A 16,884-nucleotide genomic window follows, 5' to 3' on the forward strand; every position below is an offset into this window, starting at 1 on the left:
TTACACGTGACGAAGCTTTTTCCGTAAAGCTTCCCTTCCACGATGGATACGGGTTTTTACTGTTCCAAGTGGGATATCCAGGATCTCACTAATCTCCTGTAAGGAAAACTCTTCAATGTATCGTAGCATAATGATACTACGGTACTTCGGAGGAAGCTTTGATATTTCGTATTGAATATAGCGTTGCAGTTCCAACCCCTCTACTTCTTCCTCAGGAAGACGACCTTGATCAGCTAACTGCGAGTACATATCTAATCCTTCTGTTCCCTTTACCTCGGCATCAAGATAATGATCCGGTTTTCGCTTTCGAAGTCGATCAATTGTTAAATTGGTCGCTATTCGGTATAGCCATGTTGAAAACTTTCTCCGGTCATCAAACGAATGGATATTTACATATGCACGAATAAAAGCTTCTTGCGCTATATCTTCCGCCTCGTGCGCATTACCAAGCATACGAAAACAATGTTGGTAAATCTTATTTTGAAAGAATGAGACCACATCCTCAAAAGCTGACTGATCCCCTCTTTTCACTTGTTTGATTCTGTCTCTTATCATTTCATCCATATTGGTACCTCCGCCAACTATGCGGTAAATTATATTACGAATCGGTTCGCATAAAGGTTTCAATAAACATTTAAAAAAATGTAAATGTTTATGATTGCAAAATATTGGTTACTATCCTACTATAATTATACTAGATAGGAGGATAGTTTTGTGAGTAATTCTAGGTTATTGGAAAAAATTGAACAATGTCGTAAAGAAATGATTTCACTTAGTAACTCGAATGCATTGACTTCTGAGCCAGTCATCTCCTCAAGTATGAAATTAGATCAATTAATTTTAGAGTATTTAAACAGCCAACGTAATGAAGCTAAAAAAGAGATTTGTGAGTAAATATACGCATGTAAAAAATCACTACACGTAAATTCTAACAAAATAGAGAACATTTAATAGGGTTAAAAAAGACATCAAATTTCCAGTTTGAAATTTAATGTCTTTTAACGTTTTTTAAAAAGATGAAGTGTCAGCTAAAATTAGCTTCCCCTATTACTTCAATTTCTCACCAAACAATGATCCCATAAGCCCAACTGCCAGAATAGCAGTTTTATTTTTTTCATCTAAAATTGGATTTACCTCTACAAATTCTGCTGAAGTAATTATTTCTGCTTCCGCTAACATCTCCATTGCTAAATGGCTCTCTCGATAGGTCATACCGCCAATAACCGGTGTGCCTACTCCTGGCGCCTCTGAAGGATCAAGCCCGTCAACATCTAAACTCAGATGTACACCATCCGTACGGTCTTGTAAATAAGAAATCGCTTCTTCCATTACTTTTGGCATACCAATTCGATCAATTTCATGCATGGTAAAGACTTTGATTCCTTTATTCTCAATTAGTTCACGCTCTCCTGGGTCAAGAGATCGTGCGCCAATAATAACAATATTTTCTGATTCTATTTTAGGTGCATATCCGCCAATCTTTGTTAGCTCTTCATTTCCTAGTCCTAAGCTAGCAGCAAGTGGCATGCCATGGATATTACCAGATGGCGACGTTTCTGCTGTATTTAAGTCTCCATGTGCATCGTACCAAATCACGCCCAGCCTCTCGTAATGCTTAGAAATACCTGCTAAGCTACCAATCGCAATACTATGATCCCCACCAAAAATTAGTGGAAAATACCCTTTGCTTATTTGCCTATCTACCATATCGGCAAGTTTCTGATTTGCTTCAACTACTTGCTGTAAATTTTTTAAGTTACTTATTTGATCCGACGATTCCCTATCAGGTTTAATAATAGGAATATCCCCCAGATCTTGTATGCGATAGCCCAACCATTCCAACCTCTCTATAGCTCCGGCATACCGCATTGCACTTGGCCCCATGTCAACGCCCCTCCTGCTTTGACCTAAGTCCATTGGAACCCCAATAATCGATATGGATTTTTTCATGAAAACGCCTCCCTTCACTCCTTATTGTAGACAAAAAAAGTGAAGTGACTCAACTTAACATAAAGATGTATATATATGCAAAATATTCTACTGTATTTTTTTATTTGCTTTATTGTCCTCTCGAAATATAGTGAAGTTTCATTCAATAGGGCTTTTCCTTCCACCTACTGATAGAAGTAGAATAAAGGCTATAATCTCGTAAGTCCTTGAAAAACCGCGATGTGCTGTCGTAGCTTCCCTTGTCCTTGAAAAAGACAACCGCTTTTTCTGCGTGCGATGTATCGCTATCGTAGCTTCCCTTGTCCTTGAAAAGAAAAACACTTTTCTGCGTTCGATGCCTATTCAAGCAGCATCTCTAGTCCTTGAAAAAGACAACCGCTTTTTCTGCGTGCGATGTGTCGCTGTCGTAGCTTCCCTTGTCCTTGAAAAGAAAAACACTTTTCTGCGTGCGATGCCTATTCAAGCAGCATCTCTAGTCCTTGAAAAAGACAACCGCTTTTTCTGCGTGCGATGTGTCGCTGTCGTAGCTTCCCTGTCCTATCGGCTCGAACAAATTGAGCATTTAAGTACCACTATCACTACACCTAGACTTCTTCGTATCTTCTATAATGCTTGAAGCAGGAGTCTTACGGTCTTATATATGAGATAAAGCGAATCTTCAATCAGTGGGGGTGCTTCTATCCGCCACTGATTGTTAAAATAAACAGATTCAGGCATTTGACTTGCAGTTGGATCCTCCACTTATCCTCCTAGTTGCACACCTCGTACATGGAATTGAGGTCTTACTGCCAGTTCCATGCGAGAAAAAGAAAACATGCCTCTAAAACAGGGGTATGCCGACGCCTGAGCGGCAAGTCCGTTTTTAGTCGTCCTTCCTTTAGATTCGAGTAGATATTACTTATCGTAGGGGAAGAGCGAAGTTTAATAGAATTACGAGCGCTTAAGGTAGACGAAAATACTTTCAAAAGAGTTATCCACAATGTTCAAAAGGATAACGTTTCCTAAACAATCAAAAAACGCCTGAACAAAACCCGGGTCCATGCGTAGTTTAAATATATTGCTATTTTAATTGTATTCACGCTTTGATAGCTTTTGCCCCATATGGATACGGTTTTAAAGAAAGGGGTTTAATCCCGACGTCTTTCCAGGCTGTAATTAATTTATCAGCCGCTTCTTTAGATGGCATAAGGGCAATACCGCAATCGCCTCCACCAGCGCCTGAAGGCTTTCCTGCACCACCATATGCCTCTGCTAAATCACATAGTTTAGTTAATAAAGAAGTTTCAATATCTACATTAGCATGTCGTCCAACACTAGCTAATGCTTGGCGATTTTCTTTAATTCCCTCGAGCAGAATTTCTGTCTTATTTTCCTTCATACCTTGCAATACCTTGTTAACAGCCTGTTCACTTTGTGATAGAAAAGTTGAAAACTTATCCGGATTCTTCGTTTTTAATTGCATAAGCTCATCGACTAGTTTCTTTGTGGATGCTGGTTTTCCAGTCCAGCCAATACAAAGATAAATGGAATTAGGCAGCGTAACTGGCTCTAGTGACGCATAAGTCCAATCACGTTCCAACAATTCGGTTAACGAGCGGGATTCTTGATAAGCTGCTTGTAACCAATCTGCTTGAAAGGAAGAATAATTTAAGAAGCCCCCATAAGATGAGGCGGCAACATCAGCGCCTGAACCATTACCTTGCGTCAACACATGCGAAATAGATGCTAATTGATAAATAAGCTTGGGTGAAGGAGTAGAGGGAAGAAACCTGTTTAAAATCGCAGTAATCACAGATGTAACTACTGCTGCACTTGATCCTAATCCATACTTCACTCCAGATTCATCGTCTAACTCACTTTTAATCGATAATTGAAAAGGGGGAACCTCATATCCTCTTTCCCTCAAATAATTAACAGCAACGGTCATTGCTTCTTCAACAAATTTAGTTCTGGAATCATCTGAAGCAACAACTATTCTATTGTCTTTATATTCCCAAGTTGTTTCTAATTGAAAATCTAGAAGATGAAGATAATTTTTTTTGCTATGATCAATAGTTGCATAAACGTACCGATCAACCGCCATTACGATTAGATGCTGATTAGGCTGCAATACTGCAAACTCTCCAGCGACCATTAACTTCCCTGGTACTTCTACTTTCATAGATGATTGTGACAACATGTTTCAGCCCCTATAAATATGTTATTCCTTGGCCGGGTCTACTTAAGCGAATATCGCTTACACCTGGTAAACTGCCCAATGTTTGCTTCACCTGTTCCTCGTACTCAGGTAAATAGAGAACTTTTACATTTGGACCAGCATCAATCGTGAAATATACCGGTGTACCTTGTAAGCGCATTTCCCAGATCTTTTGCATGACCACTAATGTTGTATCATGCCAATATGTAAATGGAGGAGAAGCTCCCAGTGTAGTAGCATGCATTTTCAAGCAATTCGCTTCAGCAATTTCGCCAACTTTTTCAAAATCTTGAGTTTGAATCCCTTGTTTAATTTCTAATAAATCTTTGCTGATACTATCTAACCATCCTTGGAAAAATGGCGATGTCTCCACAGTTCGACGCATCCCCACACGACTTGAAACACTCTTTTGTGCTGAAGATAATACAACCGCAGCAACACGGATATCCCAATAATCAGCTGGAGCAATTGGTACTGCATAAGAATCAGAACCATCCTCACGCATTCCCATCTCCCATTCAGCAAAACCGCCGTAAATGGAACGACAAGCAGAACCCGAACCTTGACGTGTTAGTCGGGAGAGTTCTTGATCATTTAATTTAAGTCCGATAGCCTTTGTACCAGCAGCAGCCAATGCAGCAAAACCTGAAGCCGACGAAGCAAAACCAGCTGCAGTCGGCACATCATTCACGGATTCAACACGTGCATATACTTGCTTTCCAGCCATATTCCGAATCAGATCAAGAAAAGCGGAAACGCGTTTGTACGATTCTCCTGAAACGGCTAGCCCGTCCAACGTAAATTCATCTTTAGATAAGGAATTATTATACTCAACAGTTGTCGTTGTAAAATAACCGTCTAATGTAAGGGAAAGGCTATTATTAGTTGGTAAAATAATCGACTCATTCCGCTTTCCCCAATATTTAATAAGGGCAATGTTTGTATGTGCTTTAGCAGTTGCTTTCATTGTTATTCCCCTTCTACTTGAGCTTTCAAGCTTATTGATCTTTCTTTCCTTTTAGAACAAATGGCCATACCGCTTGAGCTCCAAACTTCCTTAGCTTATCTGCCAATTGTCTGGAGTGTACTTCATTTTGGGCGAGCGCAATAATGCAACCGCCATTACCGCCGCCAGTTAATTTAGCGCCCAGTGCCCCTTCTTTTCTGGCAAAATCAATTAATCGATTCAGTCCTGTATCACTAACTCCTAAAGCTTCTAACTCCTTTTGGGCTTCATTTAACATATGTCCTAAAATATGCTTGCCTTTTTTCTCTAATGCTTGTTTTGCATAGTGAGTTAATTTGCCAATTCGTTCTAACTTTCGCTGTATCTTCTTTGGAGCAGATTTCAATAACCTTGCAACAGATTCTACAGCTAAACGGGTATCGCCTACTCGTCCAGAATCTGCTACAACAAAATGAAAATCGTCACTTAGCTTAATAAAATTTATAGGATGCTCCTTTTCATACCATACTGGTGATTGTGTTGTAATCGTCAATGTATCAATTCCTGAAGGAGCTCCATGCGCATAAGTCTCAGCAATATTAGCTAGTTCTAATAGCTCTTCATCTGTGTAAATTTCATCATAATAAGCAAATAATGATCGAACTACAGAAATAGCTACAGAAGCACTTGAGCCCAATCCTTTACCGGTTGGAATCGATGATTTAATTCGAATTAACATGTCCTGGCATGGAAAACCTAGATGATTCACTGTTTCCTCAATACATCTAACAATTCCTTCTAATGACTGAGGAGCGTCTTCTATAGGTCCGTAGTAAAACTCGGTATCAATTATTACCGATCCCGGTACATGTTCCACAATTGTCTCAACGCCTACTAATGGAAAGGGTATAGCAATAGCCGGCTGTCCGTGTACAACCGCATGCTCTCCTATTAAGATTAATTTACTATAAGCTACTCCAATAGCTGTTTTTTCTGTTGTTGTTACCTTTTCTGCACTCATTTTATATACTCTTCCACCAATTCTTTAGCTTTTCCAACACGGATTTCGTTTAGTTCTATTAATTTTTGTGATACGATATCAATCAACTCCCCAGTAGCTCCTGCTGCTATAGCAACAGAACGAGAATGCAAAGCCATATGGCCTTTCTGTATACCGTCTGTAGCTAACGCTTTTAATGCACCAAGATTTTGAGCTAATCCAACAGCCACAATAACTTGAGCAAGCTCTTGAGCAGATTCTACGTCTAACATCTGAAGTGCTGCTTTTGCAAGTGGATGTACATTGATTGAACCTCCAACGGTTCCAACAGACATTGGCAATTCCAGCTCTCCAACAAGATTCCCTTCATTATCAACTGACCAAGTTGTCATAGAGGTGTATTGTCCGTGACGTGCTGCGTATGCATGCGCACCTGCTTCTACTGCACGCCAGTCATTTCCGGTTGCTATAACAATTGGATCAATACCGTTCATAATCCCTTTGTTATGGGTAACTGCCCGGTAAGGATCAGCAGCAGCAAATTCATATGCATGAATAACCCCATCTCTAACTTCTTCACCAGAGAAAGCCCCCGTCTTCAATAAATATGGTGGGATAACACATTTTGCACGAGCAAGACAACGATCAGCTAAGTTAGATAATATACGTAAATACACTTTTCCCTTTGTTATTTTTTCAACAGTAGGAGCAAGGGATTCGACCATCGTATTAATAATATTCGCTCCCATTGCATCACATGTATTAATATATATATGAAGTACAAGCATTTGCTGATAGGTTGAGCCAGCTTGTTCATTTAAAAGACGAACTTCTAAATCCTTCGCTCCACCGCCACGTTTTACAATACTTGGATAGGAAGCATTTGCTTGTTCCAATAATGTAGCTTGTTCATTAAGTAAAGCTGCTCTTGCTACTTGGTAATCTGGACAGCCTACTACTTGGATCTGTCCTATCATAATCCTCTCAGTAGCTTCCGTTGTAAACCCTCCAGCTTCCCTTACTATTTTACCGATATGACTAGCAGAAGCTACAACTGAAGGTTCTTCAATAGCCATTGGTACTAAATATTCTTTCCCGTTTATTAAGAAATTTAATCCTAAACCTAAAGGAAGAGGAAACGTTCCAACAACATTTTCAATCATTTTATCTGCTGTTTCAAGTGGTAAGGGTTCTTTAGCAACAAGATCTTTTAAGGTTTCTTCGGAAAACGCATCCATGTTTTTTAGTAATTCTCTGCGTTCGGTTATCGTTTGCTTATAAAACCCAGGAATTCTGGAGGTCTTCATTGCCGCTCATCCTTTATAATAAGAAATAGTTTTTCTATTTTTATTGCAAATATTCCTATAGAAAAATTATATCATGATTACATGCTATTTATTAAAAACATGAAGAATATAGTTTAAACAAACACATAATACCATAGTATCCTAAGTAATATAAAGTAAAACTAACTGGATATTCATTATAATCTCTATTCACGTATATTTGATTCTTATTTAATTGTTTTATTGAACTTGTGCGTATTATGTTTTGAGGAAATGGTTCTTAGAGGAAATAAAGTTTATATTTAGTTTTTTATTGAAAAGCTTTTAAAAAACGTTTATAGTACCAAGCGTTTGGCGTAAAACAATAACCAATTTACGCTTATACTCGAAAGATTACAATTTTACAACACCGAATTAACTCCTAAATTTATGTTTTACCGTTTGAAAAACTGGCTAGCACCAAACTTATGTCATACGATTGTAGCTAGTTATAGTTTTTTACTTGGATACTTCTAATTTTTTCCACGACTCAAACCTCTTACTGAATGATACTTTCTTAAATCACTACGAAATGAAAAATAAACAAGGCTACTACTGTTCATACGACCTTGTTTATCATGTATTTGCATTATTTATTATAGCATAATATTAAAGTGGTGAGCCATGGAGGATTCGAACCTCCGACCCTCTGATTAAAAGTCAGATGCTCTACCGACTGAGCTAATGGCTCAAATATTTTAACGATTGAATTAAAGGTTTCGTATCTGTTTGCTGACCCCTGCTTCTTCTCGACTTTTCATAGACGCTTCGTGCATCGGGGTTACTCGTAGCTCTTTCGGCAGATGTTTGGCTCGTTGCTCTACCGACTGAGCTAATGGCTCAAATATTTAACGATTGAATTAAAGGTTTCGTATCTGTTAGCTGACCCCTGCTTCTTCTTGACTTTTCATAGATGCTTCGTGCATCGGGGTTACTCGTAGCTCTTTCAGCAGATGTTTGGCTCGTTGCTCTATCGACTGAGCTAATGGCTCAAATATTTTAACGATTGAATTAAAGGTTTCGTATCTGTTAGCTGACCCCTGCTTCTTTTCGACTTTTCATAGATGCTTCGTGCATCGGGGTTACTCGTAGGTTATTCGGCAGATGCACTGCTCGTTGATCACGAAATATATGTAAAAGCTTGTCTAAAATAACAAAAAAATGGCTGGGCCACTAGGATTCGAACCTAGGATACACGGGATCAAAACCCGATGCCTTACCGCTTGGCTATGGCCCAACAATTTAAAAAATGGTGGAGGGGGAGAGATTCGAACTCCCGAACCCTGAGGGAGCGGATTTACAGTCCGCCGCGTTTAGCCACTTCGCTACCCCTCCATATTATTAACAATAATTAATTGTTTATTCATTGATTTTTAAAATGGTGCCGGCCAGAGGACTTGAACCCCCAACCTACTGATTACAAGTCAGTTGCTCTACCAATTGAGCTAGGCCGGCAAATGATGGAGGATACAGGGATCGAACCTGTGACCCCTTGCTTGTAAGGCAAGTGCTCTCCCGGCTGAGCTAATCCTCCTAATGGTGACCCGTACGGGATTCGAACCCGTGTTACCGCCGTGAAAGGGCGGTGTCTTAACCGCTTGACCAACGGGCCATGCATCAATTATCATTTGTCGATCTCAAGCATTCTATGTAACCTTTGTCGAAACCGACGAATTTCATTATACCTAGTTCTGCAACGTTTGTAAAGGGTAAATTATATTTTTTAAAAATTTCTTAGAAAAACCCTGTTAGAACAAGCTTTTCCCATTCTTTTTAATAGGAATTTAATAAGTTATCATGAACAAAAATGACCCTTAATTGTAATTTTGCAGGTTAACTTGGCGATACTATTTCCAAAGAAACTAAATCAGAGCTACATTACGAAGAGAGCCGTTAATATGAATGGTACCACAAAATATGTGGGTTTAGACATCTCAAAGGAAAAAATTGCTGTTGCAATTGTAGAATACGGATAGAGAACAACCAAGATATCTAGTAATGATCGGTAATCTTACGATGCCTTAGGTGCGGGATAAAACGATTATTGCTTTCTTTCAAAATGCAGGTTAGGTTATAATGTACAAAAGAAGCAATATATGGAGGTACGTTAATGAGTAACTTATTAGAAGGAAAAAATATTGTAGTTATGGGTGTTGCAAGTGAACGAAGTATCGCTTGGGGAATAACTTCTTCATTACATAGAGCCGGGGCAAACTTAATTTTCACATATAGACAAGAGCGTTCTTACAAAAAGCTAACAAAGCTATTAGAACAAAATGAAATAGATGCACAGTTAATCGTCCCCTGCGATGTAGCGAGTGACGAAAGCATTACCGAAGCTTTTTCTGCAATTAAAGAAAAAATAGGGATCATTCATGGTGTTGTGCATTCGATTGCCTTTGCGAATCGGGAGGAGCTTAAGGGGGAATACGCCGATACATCTAGAGAAGGATTCTTATTGGCTCATGAAATTAGTGCATTTTCATTAGTCGCTGTAACAAAAGCAGCAAAAGTTCTGATGACCGAAGGCGGAAGCATAGTAACACAAACATACCTTGGAGCAGAGCGAGTTATTCCGAATTATAATATTATGGGTGTTGCTAAAGCTTCACTCGAAGCAAGCGTTCGTTATCTTGCTGAGGATATGGGTAAATACGGAATTCGTGTTAACGCTATTTCTGCCGGCCCTATTCGGACACTATCTGCAAAGGGAGTTTCTGGATTCAATAAAACATTAAATCTTATTGAGGAAAAAGCACCACTGCGAAAAAATGTCGACCAAGACCAAGTTGGCGATGCAACTATGTTCTTTATGAGTGAGCTATCACGGGGAATCACAGGGGAAGTACTTCATGTCGACGCTGGATATCATATTATTGGCGGGTAAACATTTTTATGATTTTAGTTTTAGAAATGAAAATTACGGTTGGTGTTTTAAAAAATAACAATTTGAGATTTTACTTGAAAATCTCTAACACTAAATATCACAATATATAACAAAAAATAGACAGCGACAAGTTGGCTCTTACGTATACCAACAATGTCGCTGTTTCATTTTAGTTCATCTAAACTCCTTATTCCGAGTTTGTGTAATTAAATTATATTACCTAGAAGAATGCCTTACATATTGGGGATTTCCAGTAATATATAAGCCTGATTTTAATTTATACATTTTAGATCCATCTACTTGTAAATCGTCCACTACTGTAAATATTTCTCCTTGTTTTACAATGGAATGTTTCGCATCCCAATCAGGTGCATCATATACCCAAAGACTTGAAGTTATAACTTCCACATACCCTGTATTACTAGAAGCAGAACCGTTGACGATCAGCACCTGACCAGGATAAATAGTGTCATCAGAGAGATTATTCAATCTCTTTAATTCATTAACCGACATGTTATGAGCTTGAGCAATTCCCCATAATGTGTCTCCAGGTTTGACTGTATAAGTGTTTCCACCGCTTCCTCCTTCTTGCAATCCTAAATAGGAAGCTATAGCATCTGCTAATGCTTTTCCAGTCTTATCCATTACTGAATTATTACGCATTTTTACAATATCAATCGTAGAATCCATAAAGCCCCCTTCAATTAGAATTGCTGGCATTCTAGACTCTCGTACCATATGAAGATTAGCTGATTTAATTCCACGATCGCGTAAGCCCATTGCTCCAACAATGCTAGGATGAATAGCTCTTGCCAAAGCTAATCCAGTAGATGAACCCGGATAATAATAGGTCTCTGTTCCCGTCCAAGAACCCCATTTTCCTGTATTCGCATTATGATGATAGGATATTAAAATATCAGCATTTGCATTATTTGCATTATTTGTCCTAGTTTTTAAGGGAACATCAGTTGCTCCGGTTGGATCATCTAAACGAATAACAGATACATTTACATACCCATTTAAATACTTTATTGCTGCAGAAACTACTTTATTATTGAATGACCACTCCCTTTCTCCTTCCGGACTCCTTTTACCCGGTGTATTTATTCCATGTCCAGCCCCAATAGCTATTTTCGCCATTGTAAATCCCTCCTTTTGATTTTTATATAAAAAAAGCTTGCCCGTATGGACTAGCCGTTTTTTTACTTCATTAGATTTGATTTTTCCAGCACTTCTTTTTGCTTCCTTCCTCTTAAGGTAATATAGTTATTTTTAAACCAAGCCCATACCGATGCCAGAAAAGTTAGTCCATATGCAATGGACTCCTCATCTAACACGGGAACAGGCTGCAAATTATAATTGATCAGTAAAATATTCAGCCAAGTTACTCCTAAAAGAATTGTTCTTACTATCGTTCCTTTATCTATTCTCCGCACCTCCTTTCATTAAAAGTGTTGAATCATTAAAATTATTAGTGTAAGAAAGGCAAAAAGCCATCCTCCCCATAGGCGGACAGCTTCTAATACTGTTTTTTTACCTTCCGTTTTCGCCTCTATACGCTCAACCTTTTCCTTCACTATCCCTAATTCCTCACGCAATCCATTGTACTTTCTAATAACATTTCTCGTTTCTTGCATTTCATGACGCAAGTCCTTAAAGTCAGCACGCAAGGAGTTTAATTGCTCCCATAATTCTTTATTTGTATACCATTGTTCTCGCTCAATCATACTTACCTCCTTGGTTTTGACATAAAGAAAATTAGACGTTTGTCTAGTCGCTTATACTTAACCCCTAATTTTTTCAATCCAAATCATCATTTTGCTTTAATTTTTATACTATTGAATTCCCCTGTTTTCTTTACTACCTTATTGATGTTTACGAAAGTATTTGTACTTTATTGTATAAAGTAAAACTTCATTCAGTAGTGATTTTTCTTTAATCCCTAAGTAAATTAGTTAAATAAATTAGGCATTTAGGTGTCGTATCTCCCGCTTAGACTTCTTCGTATTCTCTAGTGGGAGCCTTTGGGACTTTAGATGCCGGAAAATAATAACGTCTACTCAGAGGCTTCTTCCTTCTCTCCTTTTAACTCTAAAATTTCTTCCTGCTGTACTGCAATAATTGCCTCATGATAAGCTTTTTCTCTTGAAAGTTGAGATACTTGATTAGATAATGAATTAACGACATACTGCAAATTAACTTCCTGTTCCATTTAAAACTCTCCTTTAACTGTTTTTTCTAATTCATCAATTCGCTTTTGCTGATATTTTAATGCACCGACTATTACTGACATAAAATTAGAAACATTCAACGTTGTCCTATCAGGACTAACCAATTCAATTGGAGCTTCTTCCGCGATTATTCCAAAACTCAGGTAATTCTCCGGTTTTCCGTCTTCCTTTTTATAATTAAAGCTTTTAAGTTCCATTAACTCAAAAATATGGTGTAGATAATCAATAGAAGCTTCTCTTATATTAGTTTTTCTACTTTTAGAAGAATCGGGCCCACCATGTGTAAATCTAAGCCAGTTAGTGTTTATACTCCACATTCTTCTGCCAGGAGTACCGATATAGCCCCAGTCACCGGTGTCTGGAATTATTGCTGGGTTTCTATGTCCATCTGAATTAGTCATACTTATAAATTTTAGATATCTATTATTATTATCAGCTACAAATCTATGCTCTCTTGCATAATAGAGAGTATTCCTTACACTTCGTAATTCCATTGCAACATTACTAGAGCTACTACCTATAATAAACGTATCATTAACATTCATTCCTACTCCAGCTGATACATTACCGGTACCACTAAAAAACCTTATTGTACTAGGATCTGACTGTCCTTTGCCAGCAATATCACGTATGCCAATATGAATACGTACATTTCCTTTACTATCTATTGATTCAAGGCCTTTATCATCAATTTGTATAGCCTGTATACCATTTTTAACTCTAATAGATACCTTAGACGCATCTAAAATACCAGTCCTTATTTTATCAGCGCTAATGTTAGAAATCTTTGCACTTGTAATCGTTGCATCAGCAATTTTAGCTCCATCTATCTTTGCATTCCCTGCAATAAGCTTGTCGGTAATTACACCATCTTTAATATAGACTTTTCCACTTCTGACTACTAAGTCCCCATCAATAGAAACACGTTCAGCGCTTATTTTAATTTGTTCCGGAGACTGGTTAATACTTGATACGACACCGTTCTTACTTACCTTAGATAAGATATTATCGGCATTTTGCTTAATACTAGATTCAGCTTTACTTACTTTCGCCCTCAATCCATCTATATCCACGTTATATTCTGTTTTGGTTACCTTTGAATCTATTTGATCAGCCTGCTGTTTAATCGTAGAATTCGTTTGATTTTTAAACTTGGAATAGTCCGTTTCAAGAGCTGTTACCTCTTGCTTTATTCCCTTGGCTGTTTGTTCAATTTCGGAAGCGTATTTTTCAACGGCTTCTATTTCCGCTTGGGTGTCTTCAGGTGCTGGTTGCCAACCACTTTTTTGATTTCCCTGCTCAACTTGTATATCCCATATTTCAGCAGCGTATGTCAGTCCGTATGCGGGTCTATTTGGTTGAATATAAAGATTGGGGTCTGAATTTGTCGGGTCTGTGTATTTTAAGTAAACTACAACTTCATGCTGTTTAGTATCATTAGGATATTTATTTACAGCGTTACCCCATTCATAACCAACTTTTTCTCCATCAATAAATACTCCTTTTGTGGTTGTAAATGCAAAAGCGTGCCCAGCTATTCTCTCAATATTTCCGCTTATTTTCTTTATTTTGAATGACAGAACGTACTCTTTTCCTTCCTCAAATATTTTATTTCGTATCCCAATACCCGCTGAATTATCTGTTTCAAGCCTGAATGAGTAACCATTTCTTGTATAACCACTTCCTGATTGATAGAAACTGTCTAAACTAGCTAAATTCCTGCTGCCAATCTTCAAGTCTTCAGGTGCTGCAACATGAGATGTAGCTGGTATATTACCTTTTGTCAAAACAGCCCATACTAAAGTTGAAGTGTTATCTTTTACTTTAGATGGATAATTGTAAGATCCAAAAGTAAAGGGTTTGCTAAAATCAATGTCATTACTTTTAGGTGTAGTAAATACAATGTGCTTAGTTGTAGGATTGTTTTCTCTTATTTCGATATATCGTGAATAATCATATGCAGGTGGATGTTGAATATAAAAACGAAATACATTGTTTTTATCATTGCCATTAAACTCAGTGTACCCATTAACCGTTAAAGTATAAGTGGTGTTTGGATCTAAGAGAATTCCTTTACTCCAAAAACCATACTGATTTTTAGTTGAGGTTACGTCTGGGTTTGATTCTGGCAATATGTTTTTAATTCCGACCTCAATCTTTCCGATCTCACCTTGAACATACGTAGCATCCACTTTACTTTTAATACTGTTAGCGTTCTGTTCAATTTTGGATTGGTTTTCCTTGATGTCATTGATAATACCTTGTTTGTCTGTTTGGTATTGTTTATTGGATACCTTAGAAGCAATCATTTCAGCGTTTTGTTCGATTAACGACTTATTTTCATTAATGGACGTCTCCAAGCTTTTTTTATCTTGTTGATACTGCGTACTAGAAACTTTTGTTTTAATGTCTTTTTCAGTTTGACCAATTCGTGATTCTTGATCCCTTAGATCAGCAATAACACCCTGTTTATCGGATTCATAGGTAGTTTTGGACACAATATTATCAAACTTGTAATCAAGTTGCTCAATCGTATAAATATCATCTTTATTCGCTTTAGATACCAGTTGTCCATTTACCCACTCAAGATCCGCTTTATCAGCTATATTTGCAATAATTTCATTAACCTGTTCATGATAGTCGGCTAAAGAAACAGCGCCAATATCGCCTGCGTATTCTGGAGCAAGCGGCTTCCATGTTTCGCTTTCTTCATCCCAATGACGTAGTATATTTGGTTCTTTACTGGTATCCAGCCAATATTTATAATCTTTTGAACTAGGAGCTTCTTCGCCTTTATAGATTCCATATTCAATAAAATCCGGAACAATATTCTCTATATCTGGCAAATCCAATTGCACAGTTGAAGCGCTAACCTGTTCGGAGTACTCGCTTGCTGTACCATGCGTGTTAACGGCTCTCACTCGGAAGTACCACTTTTCATCTGTATTGGCATCAAAATTGTAAGCCCCTATCTTCCCACGAAAGACTAAATTCGTAGGGTCTGGAACAAATCCATTCATTTGGCTAGCATAAACCTCGTAGGCTGCTATCATATAGGTAGATTCAAATGTCCACGACAGCATAATCTTTTTGAATAAGCCAATCGCTGAAACATTCTGCGGAGCATCTGGAACAATATCTGGAAATCTCTCATCCGTAATGGGACCACCACCAGCATCCCAATTTCCGCTACCTTCTTTCACCTTGCCAATTACCCATTCGATTTCACTATCATCTGGATCCAAGTCCAAAATATTTCCTAAAACCAGGCTTCCATCTCTCGGATTACCAATATCATATTCCCATGACATAATTCGCGCTTCAATAAGAATCATTGGCTTCATATCTTTATCTCTAGCAATTCCTGTGTCACCAAGAAACACCTGTTCATGCTCATAATCTGTTATACCATAAAATGTAATGATGTCCATTTCATATTGAACCTTTGGGTCTTTTTCATGTTGGACAGCCTGCCATGTTTTGGCTAGTAACCTTTCCGGATCTTCTTCTTCATTATCCTCAAATAAGCCAAAACGGTGCATTAACTTCCCTGTTTCGTGATTGGGAACACCGTGTTTCTCAAGTGCCTCAGGATCACCAACCCATTCTTGGCCCTTGGGTTTATTAGTTGGATCGCCATTTTCCTTTATCCACTCTACATTACGAAACGTAATCTTCCCGGTGCCCTCTTTTTCTGATTGTATGGATTTACCATGTCCATATAAAGCTGTCTTTGGATAGTAGAGCACGGTTCTTGTAATATTTTTTATATCTTTATCCATTTCAAAGCGCTTCCCTGTATCAGCGCCCTTTCGTTGTACAATGTCCAAATAACGGCCGGCAATTTTATTCCCTGCTATTTCTACACGATCAACGATTTCACCGCCCCAAAGCTCGGTTAATTTTCCTAAACACATATAAGCATTTTGATACGAAAAGCTTATTGCGTTTAATCCTAAATCCGCTACATTACCGACTAGCCAGCGTGATCTTTTTAAAATAGCACCTAACACAACGTGAGCTGATTCACTTTCAAGTACATTGTTTTCAACCATCACATCAGCTAATTCTTGCATAGCAGGCATACATTGGACAATCTTTTCCGGGGAATCTCCATCTACATCATCGACTTCACGGATGGTAAACAACCGGAATTTCCCTGTTAAATCTTTAAATGCAACTTGGTTACCGCCAATTAAATAAGATGCATCATCATCAGACATCGGAAAAGTAATCGTAAAAGAGACGGGTTTTTCAACCGTCTCTTCAAAGACTGCTTCAACATAATTGTTAGTGATTGCTAATAGCTTATCATATTTATCAAAAATGAAAATTCTTTCTTTCATTT

At 38.0% G+C, this 16,884-nt stretch carries 15 protein-coding genes and 6 tRNA genes; 2 read left to right on the plus strand and 19 right to left on the minus strand.

Features of this window, described 5'->3' with window-relative positions:
* On the minus strand, nt 1–564 hold the full coding sequence (gene sigW / locus KQI21_RS14000; RefSeq protein WP_077319142.1) for an RNA polymerase sigma factor SigW: 564 nt from the start codon (nt 562–564) through the stop codon (nt 1–3).
* Nucleotides 565–714: 150 nt separating this feature from the next.
* Between sigW and KQI21_RS14005 the strand changes: the two genes are divergently transcribed.
* The gene (locus tag KQI21_RS14005) at nt 715–894 is read left to right on the plus strand and encodes an aspartyl-phosphate phosphatase Spo0E family protein (RefSeq protein WP_216484829.1); all 180 of its coding nucleotides are present in this window, start codon (nt 715–717) and stop codon (nt 892–894) included.
* Nucleotides 895–1,047: 153 nt separating this feature from the next.
* On the opposite strand, the gene rocF is transcribed toward KQI21_RS14005, so the two are convergent.
* The 13 genes from rocF to KQI21_RS14070 all read right to left on the minus strand — a co-directional run bounded on the left by rocF (nt 1,048) and on the right by KQI21_RS14070 (nt 9,030).
* Nucleotides 1,048–1,950 (minus strand): arginase, encoded by a 903-nt coding sequence (gene rocF / locus KQI21_RS14010; RefSeq protein WP_216484831.1) that lies wholly within the window; start codon nt 1,948–1,950, stop codon nt 1,048–1,050.
* 142 nt (nt 1,951–2,092) lie between these two features.
* On the minus strand, nt 2,093–2,296 hold the full coding sequence (locus KQI21_RS14015) for a hypothetical protein (RefSeq protein ID WP_216484833.1): 204 nt from the start codon (nt 2,294–2,296) through the stop codon (nt 2,093–2,095).
* 257 nt (nt 2,297–2,553) lie between these two features.
* A complete protein-coding gene (locus tag KQI21_RS14020; RefSeq protein ID WP_216484835.1) occupies nt 2,554–2,691 on the minus strand; it encodes a hypothetical protein in 138 nt (45 codons plus the stop codon).
* Between the two features lie 334 nt (nt 2,692–3,025).
* On the minus strand, nt 3,026–4,129 hold the full coding sequence (locus KQI21_RS14025; protein WP_253291516.1) for a phosphomevalonate kinase: 1,104 nt from the start codon (nt 4,127–4,129) through the stop codon (nt 3,026–3,028).
* 10 nt (nt 4,130–4,139) lie between these two features.
* Nucleotides 4,140–5,114, minus strand: a complete 975-nt coding sequence (mvaD, locus tag KQI21_RS14030; protein ID WP_216484836.1) for a diphosphomevalonate decarboxylase — start codon at nt 5,112–5,114, stop codon at nt 4,140–4,142.
* A 31-nt stretch (nt 5,115–5,145) separates the two neighbouring features.
* A complete protein-coding gene (gene mvk / locus KQI21_RS14035; RefSeq protein WP_216484837.1) occupies nt 5,146–6,114 on the minus strand; it encodes a mevalonate kinase in 969 nt (322 codons plus the stop codon).
* Nucleotides 6,111–7,400, minus strand: a complete 1,290-nt coding sequence (locus KQI21_RS14040) for a hydroxymethylglutaryl-CoA reductase, degradative (protein WP_216484840.1) — start codon at nt 7,398–7,400, stop codon at nt 6,111–6,113. The genes mvk and KQI21_RS14040 overlap by 4 nt, the downstream gene beginning before the upstream one ends.
* Nucleotides 7,401–8,033: 633 nt before the next feature.
* Nucleotides 8,034–8,109 (minus strand) — tRNA-Lys (locus KQI21_RS14045).
* Nucleotides 8,110–8,580: 471 nt separating this feature from the next.
* A tRNA-Gln gene (locus tag KQI21_RS14050) sits at nt 8,581–8,655 on the minus strand.
* A gap of 13 nt (nt 8,656–8,668) precedes the next feature.
* Nucleotides 8,669–8,753: transfer RNA gene (locus tag KQI21_RS14055), tRNA-Tyr, on the minus strand.
* A 44-nt stretch (nt 8,754–8,797) separates the two neighbouring features.
* Nucleotides 8,798–8,873: transfer RNA gene (locus KQI21_RS14060), tRNA-Thr, on the minus strand.
* A 6-nt stretch (nt 8,874–8,879) separates the two neighbouring features.
* Nucleotides 8,880–8,952 (minus strand) — tRNA-Val (locus tag KQI21_RS14065).
* Nucleotides 8,953–8,955: 3 nt separating this feature from the next.
* Nucleotides 8,956–9,030: transfer RNA gene (locus tag KQI21_RS14070), tRNA-Glu, on the minus strand.
* 498 nt (nt 9,031–9,528) lie between these two features.
* Here KQI21_RS14070 and fabI point away from each other — a divergent pair.
* The gene (gene fabI / locus KQI21_RS14075) at nt 9,529–10,305 is read left to right on the plus strand and encodes an enoyl-ACP reductase FabI (RefSeq protein WP_216484842.1); all 777 of its coding nucleotides are present in this window, start codon (nt 9,529–9,531) and stop codon (nt 10,303–10,305) included.
* A gap of 216 nt (nt 10,306–10,521) precedes the next feature.
* On the opposite strand, the gene KQI21_RS16445 is transcribed toward fabI, so the two are convergent.
* From KQI21_RS16445 to KQI21_RS14100, 5 genes are all read right to left on the minus strand, one after another.
* A complete protein-coding gene (locus KQI21_RS16445) occupies nt 10,522–11,445 on the minus strand; it encodes an N-acetylmuramoyl-L-alanine amidase (RefSeq protein WP_301281756.1) in 924 nt (307 codons plus the stop codon).
* 62 nt (nt 11,446–11,507) lie between these two features.
* Complete coding sequence (locus KQI21_RS14085; protein WP_309245560.1) at nt 11,508–11,741, minus strand: phage holin; 234 nt, start codon at nt 11,739–11,741, stop codon at nt 11,508–11,510.
* 9 nt (nt 11,742–11,750) lie between these two features.
* Complete coding sequence (locus tag KQI21_RS14090; RefSeq protein WP_216484843.1) at nt 11,751–12,032, minus strand: hypothetical protein; 282 nt, start codon at nt 12,030–12,032, stop codon at nt 11,751–11,753.
* 329 nt (nt 12,033–12,361) lie between these two features.
* Entirely contained in the window at nt 12,362–12,517 is a 156-nt protein-coding gene (locus tag KQI21_RS14095) for a hypothetical protein (protein ID WP_216484846.1), read from the minus strand.
* Nucleotides 12,518–16,882: a phage tail spike protein gene (locus KQI21_RS14100; RefSeq protein WP_216484847.1), complete on the minus strand. Its 4,365-nt coding sequence runs from the start codon at nt 16,880–16,882 to the stop codon at nt 12,518–12,520.
* Nucleotides 16,883–16,884: the final 2 nt, after the last annotated feature.

This window comes from Virgibacillus proomii (assembly GCF_018916875.1).
Taxonomy (GTDB): Bacteria; Bacillota; Bacilli; order Bacillales; family Amphibacillaceae; genus Virgibacillus; species Virgibacillus proomii_B.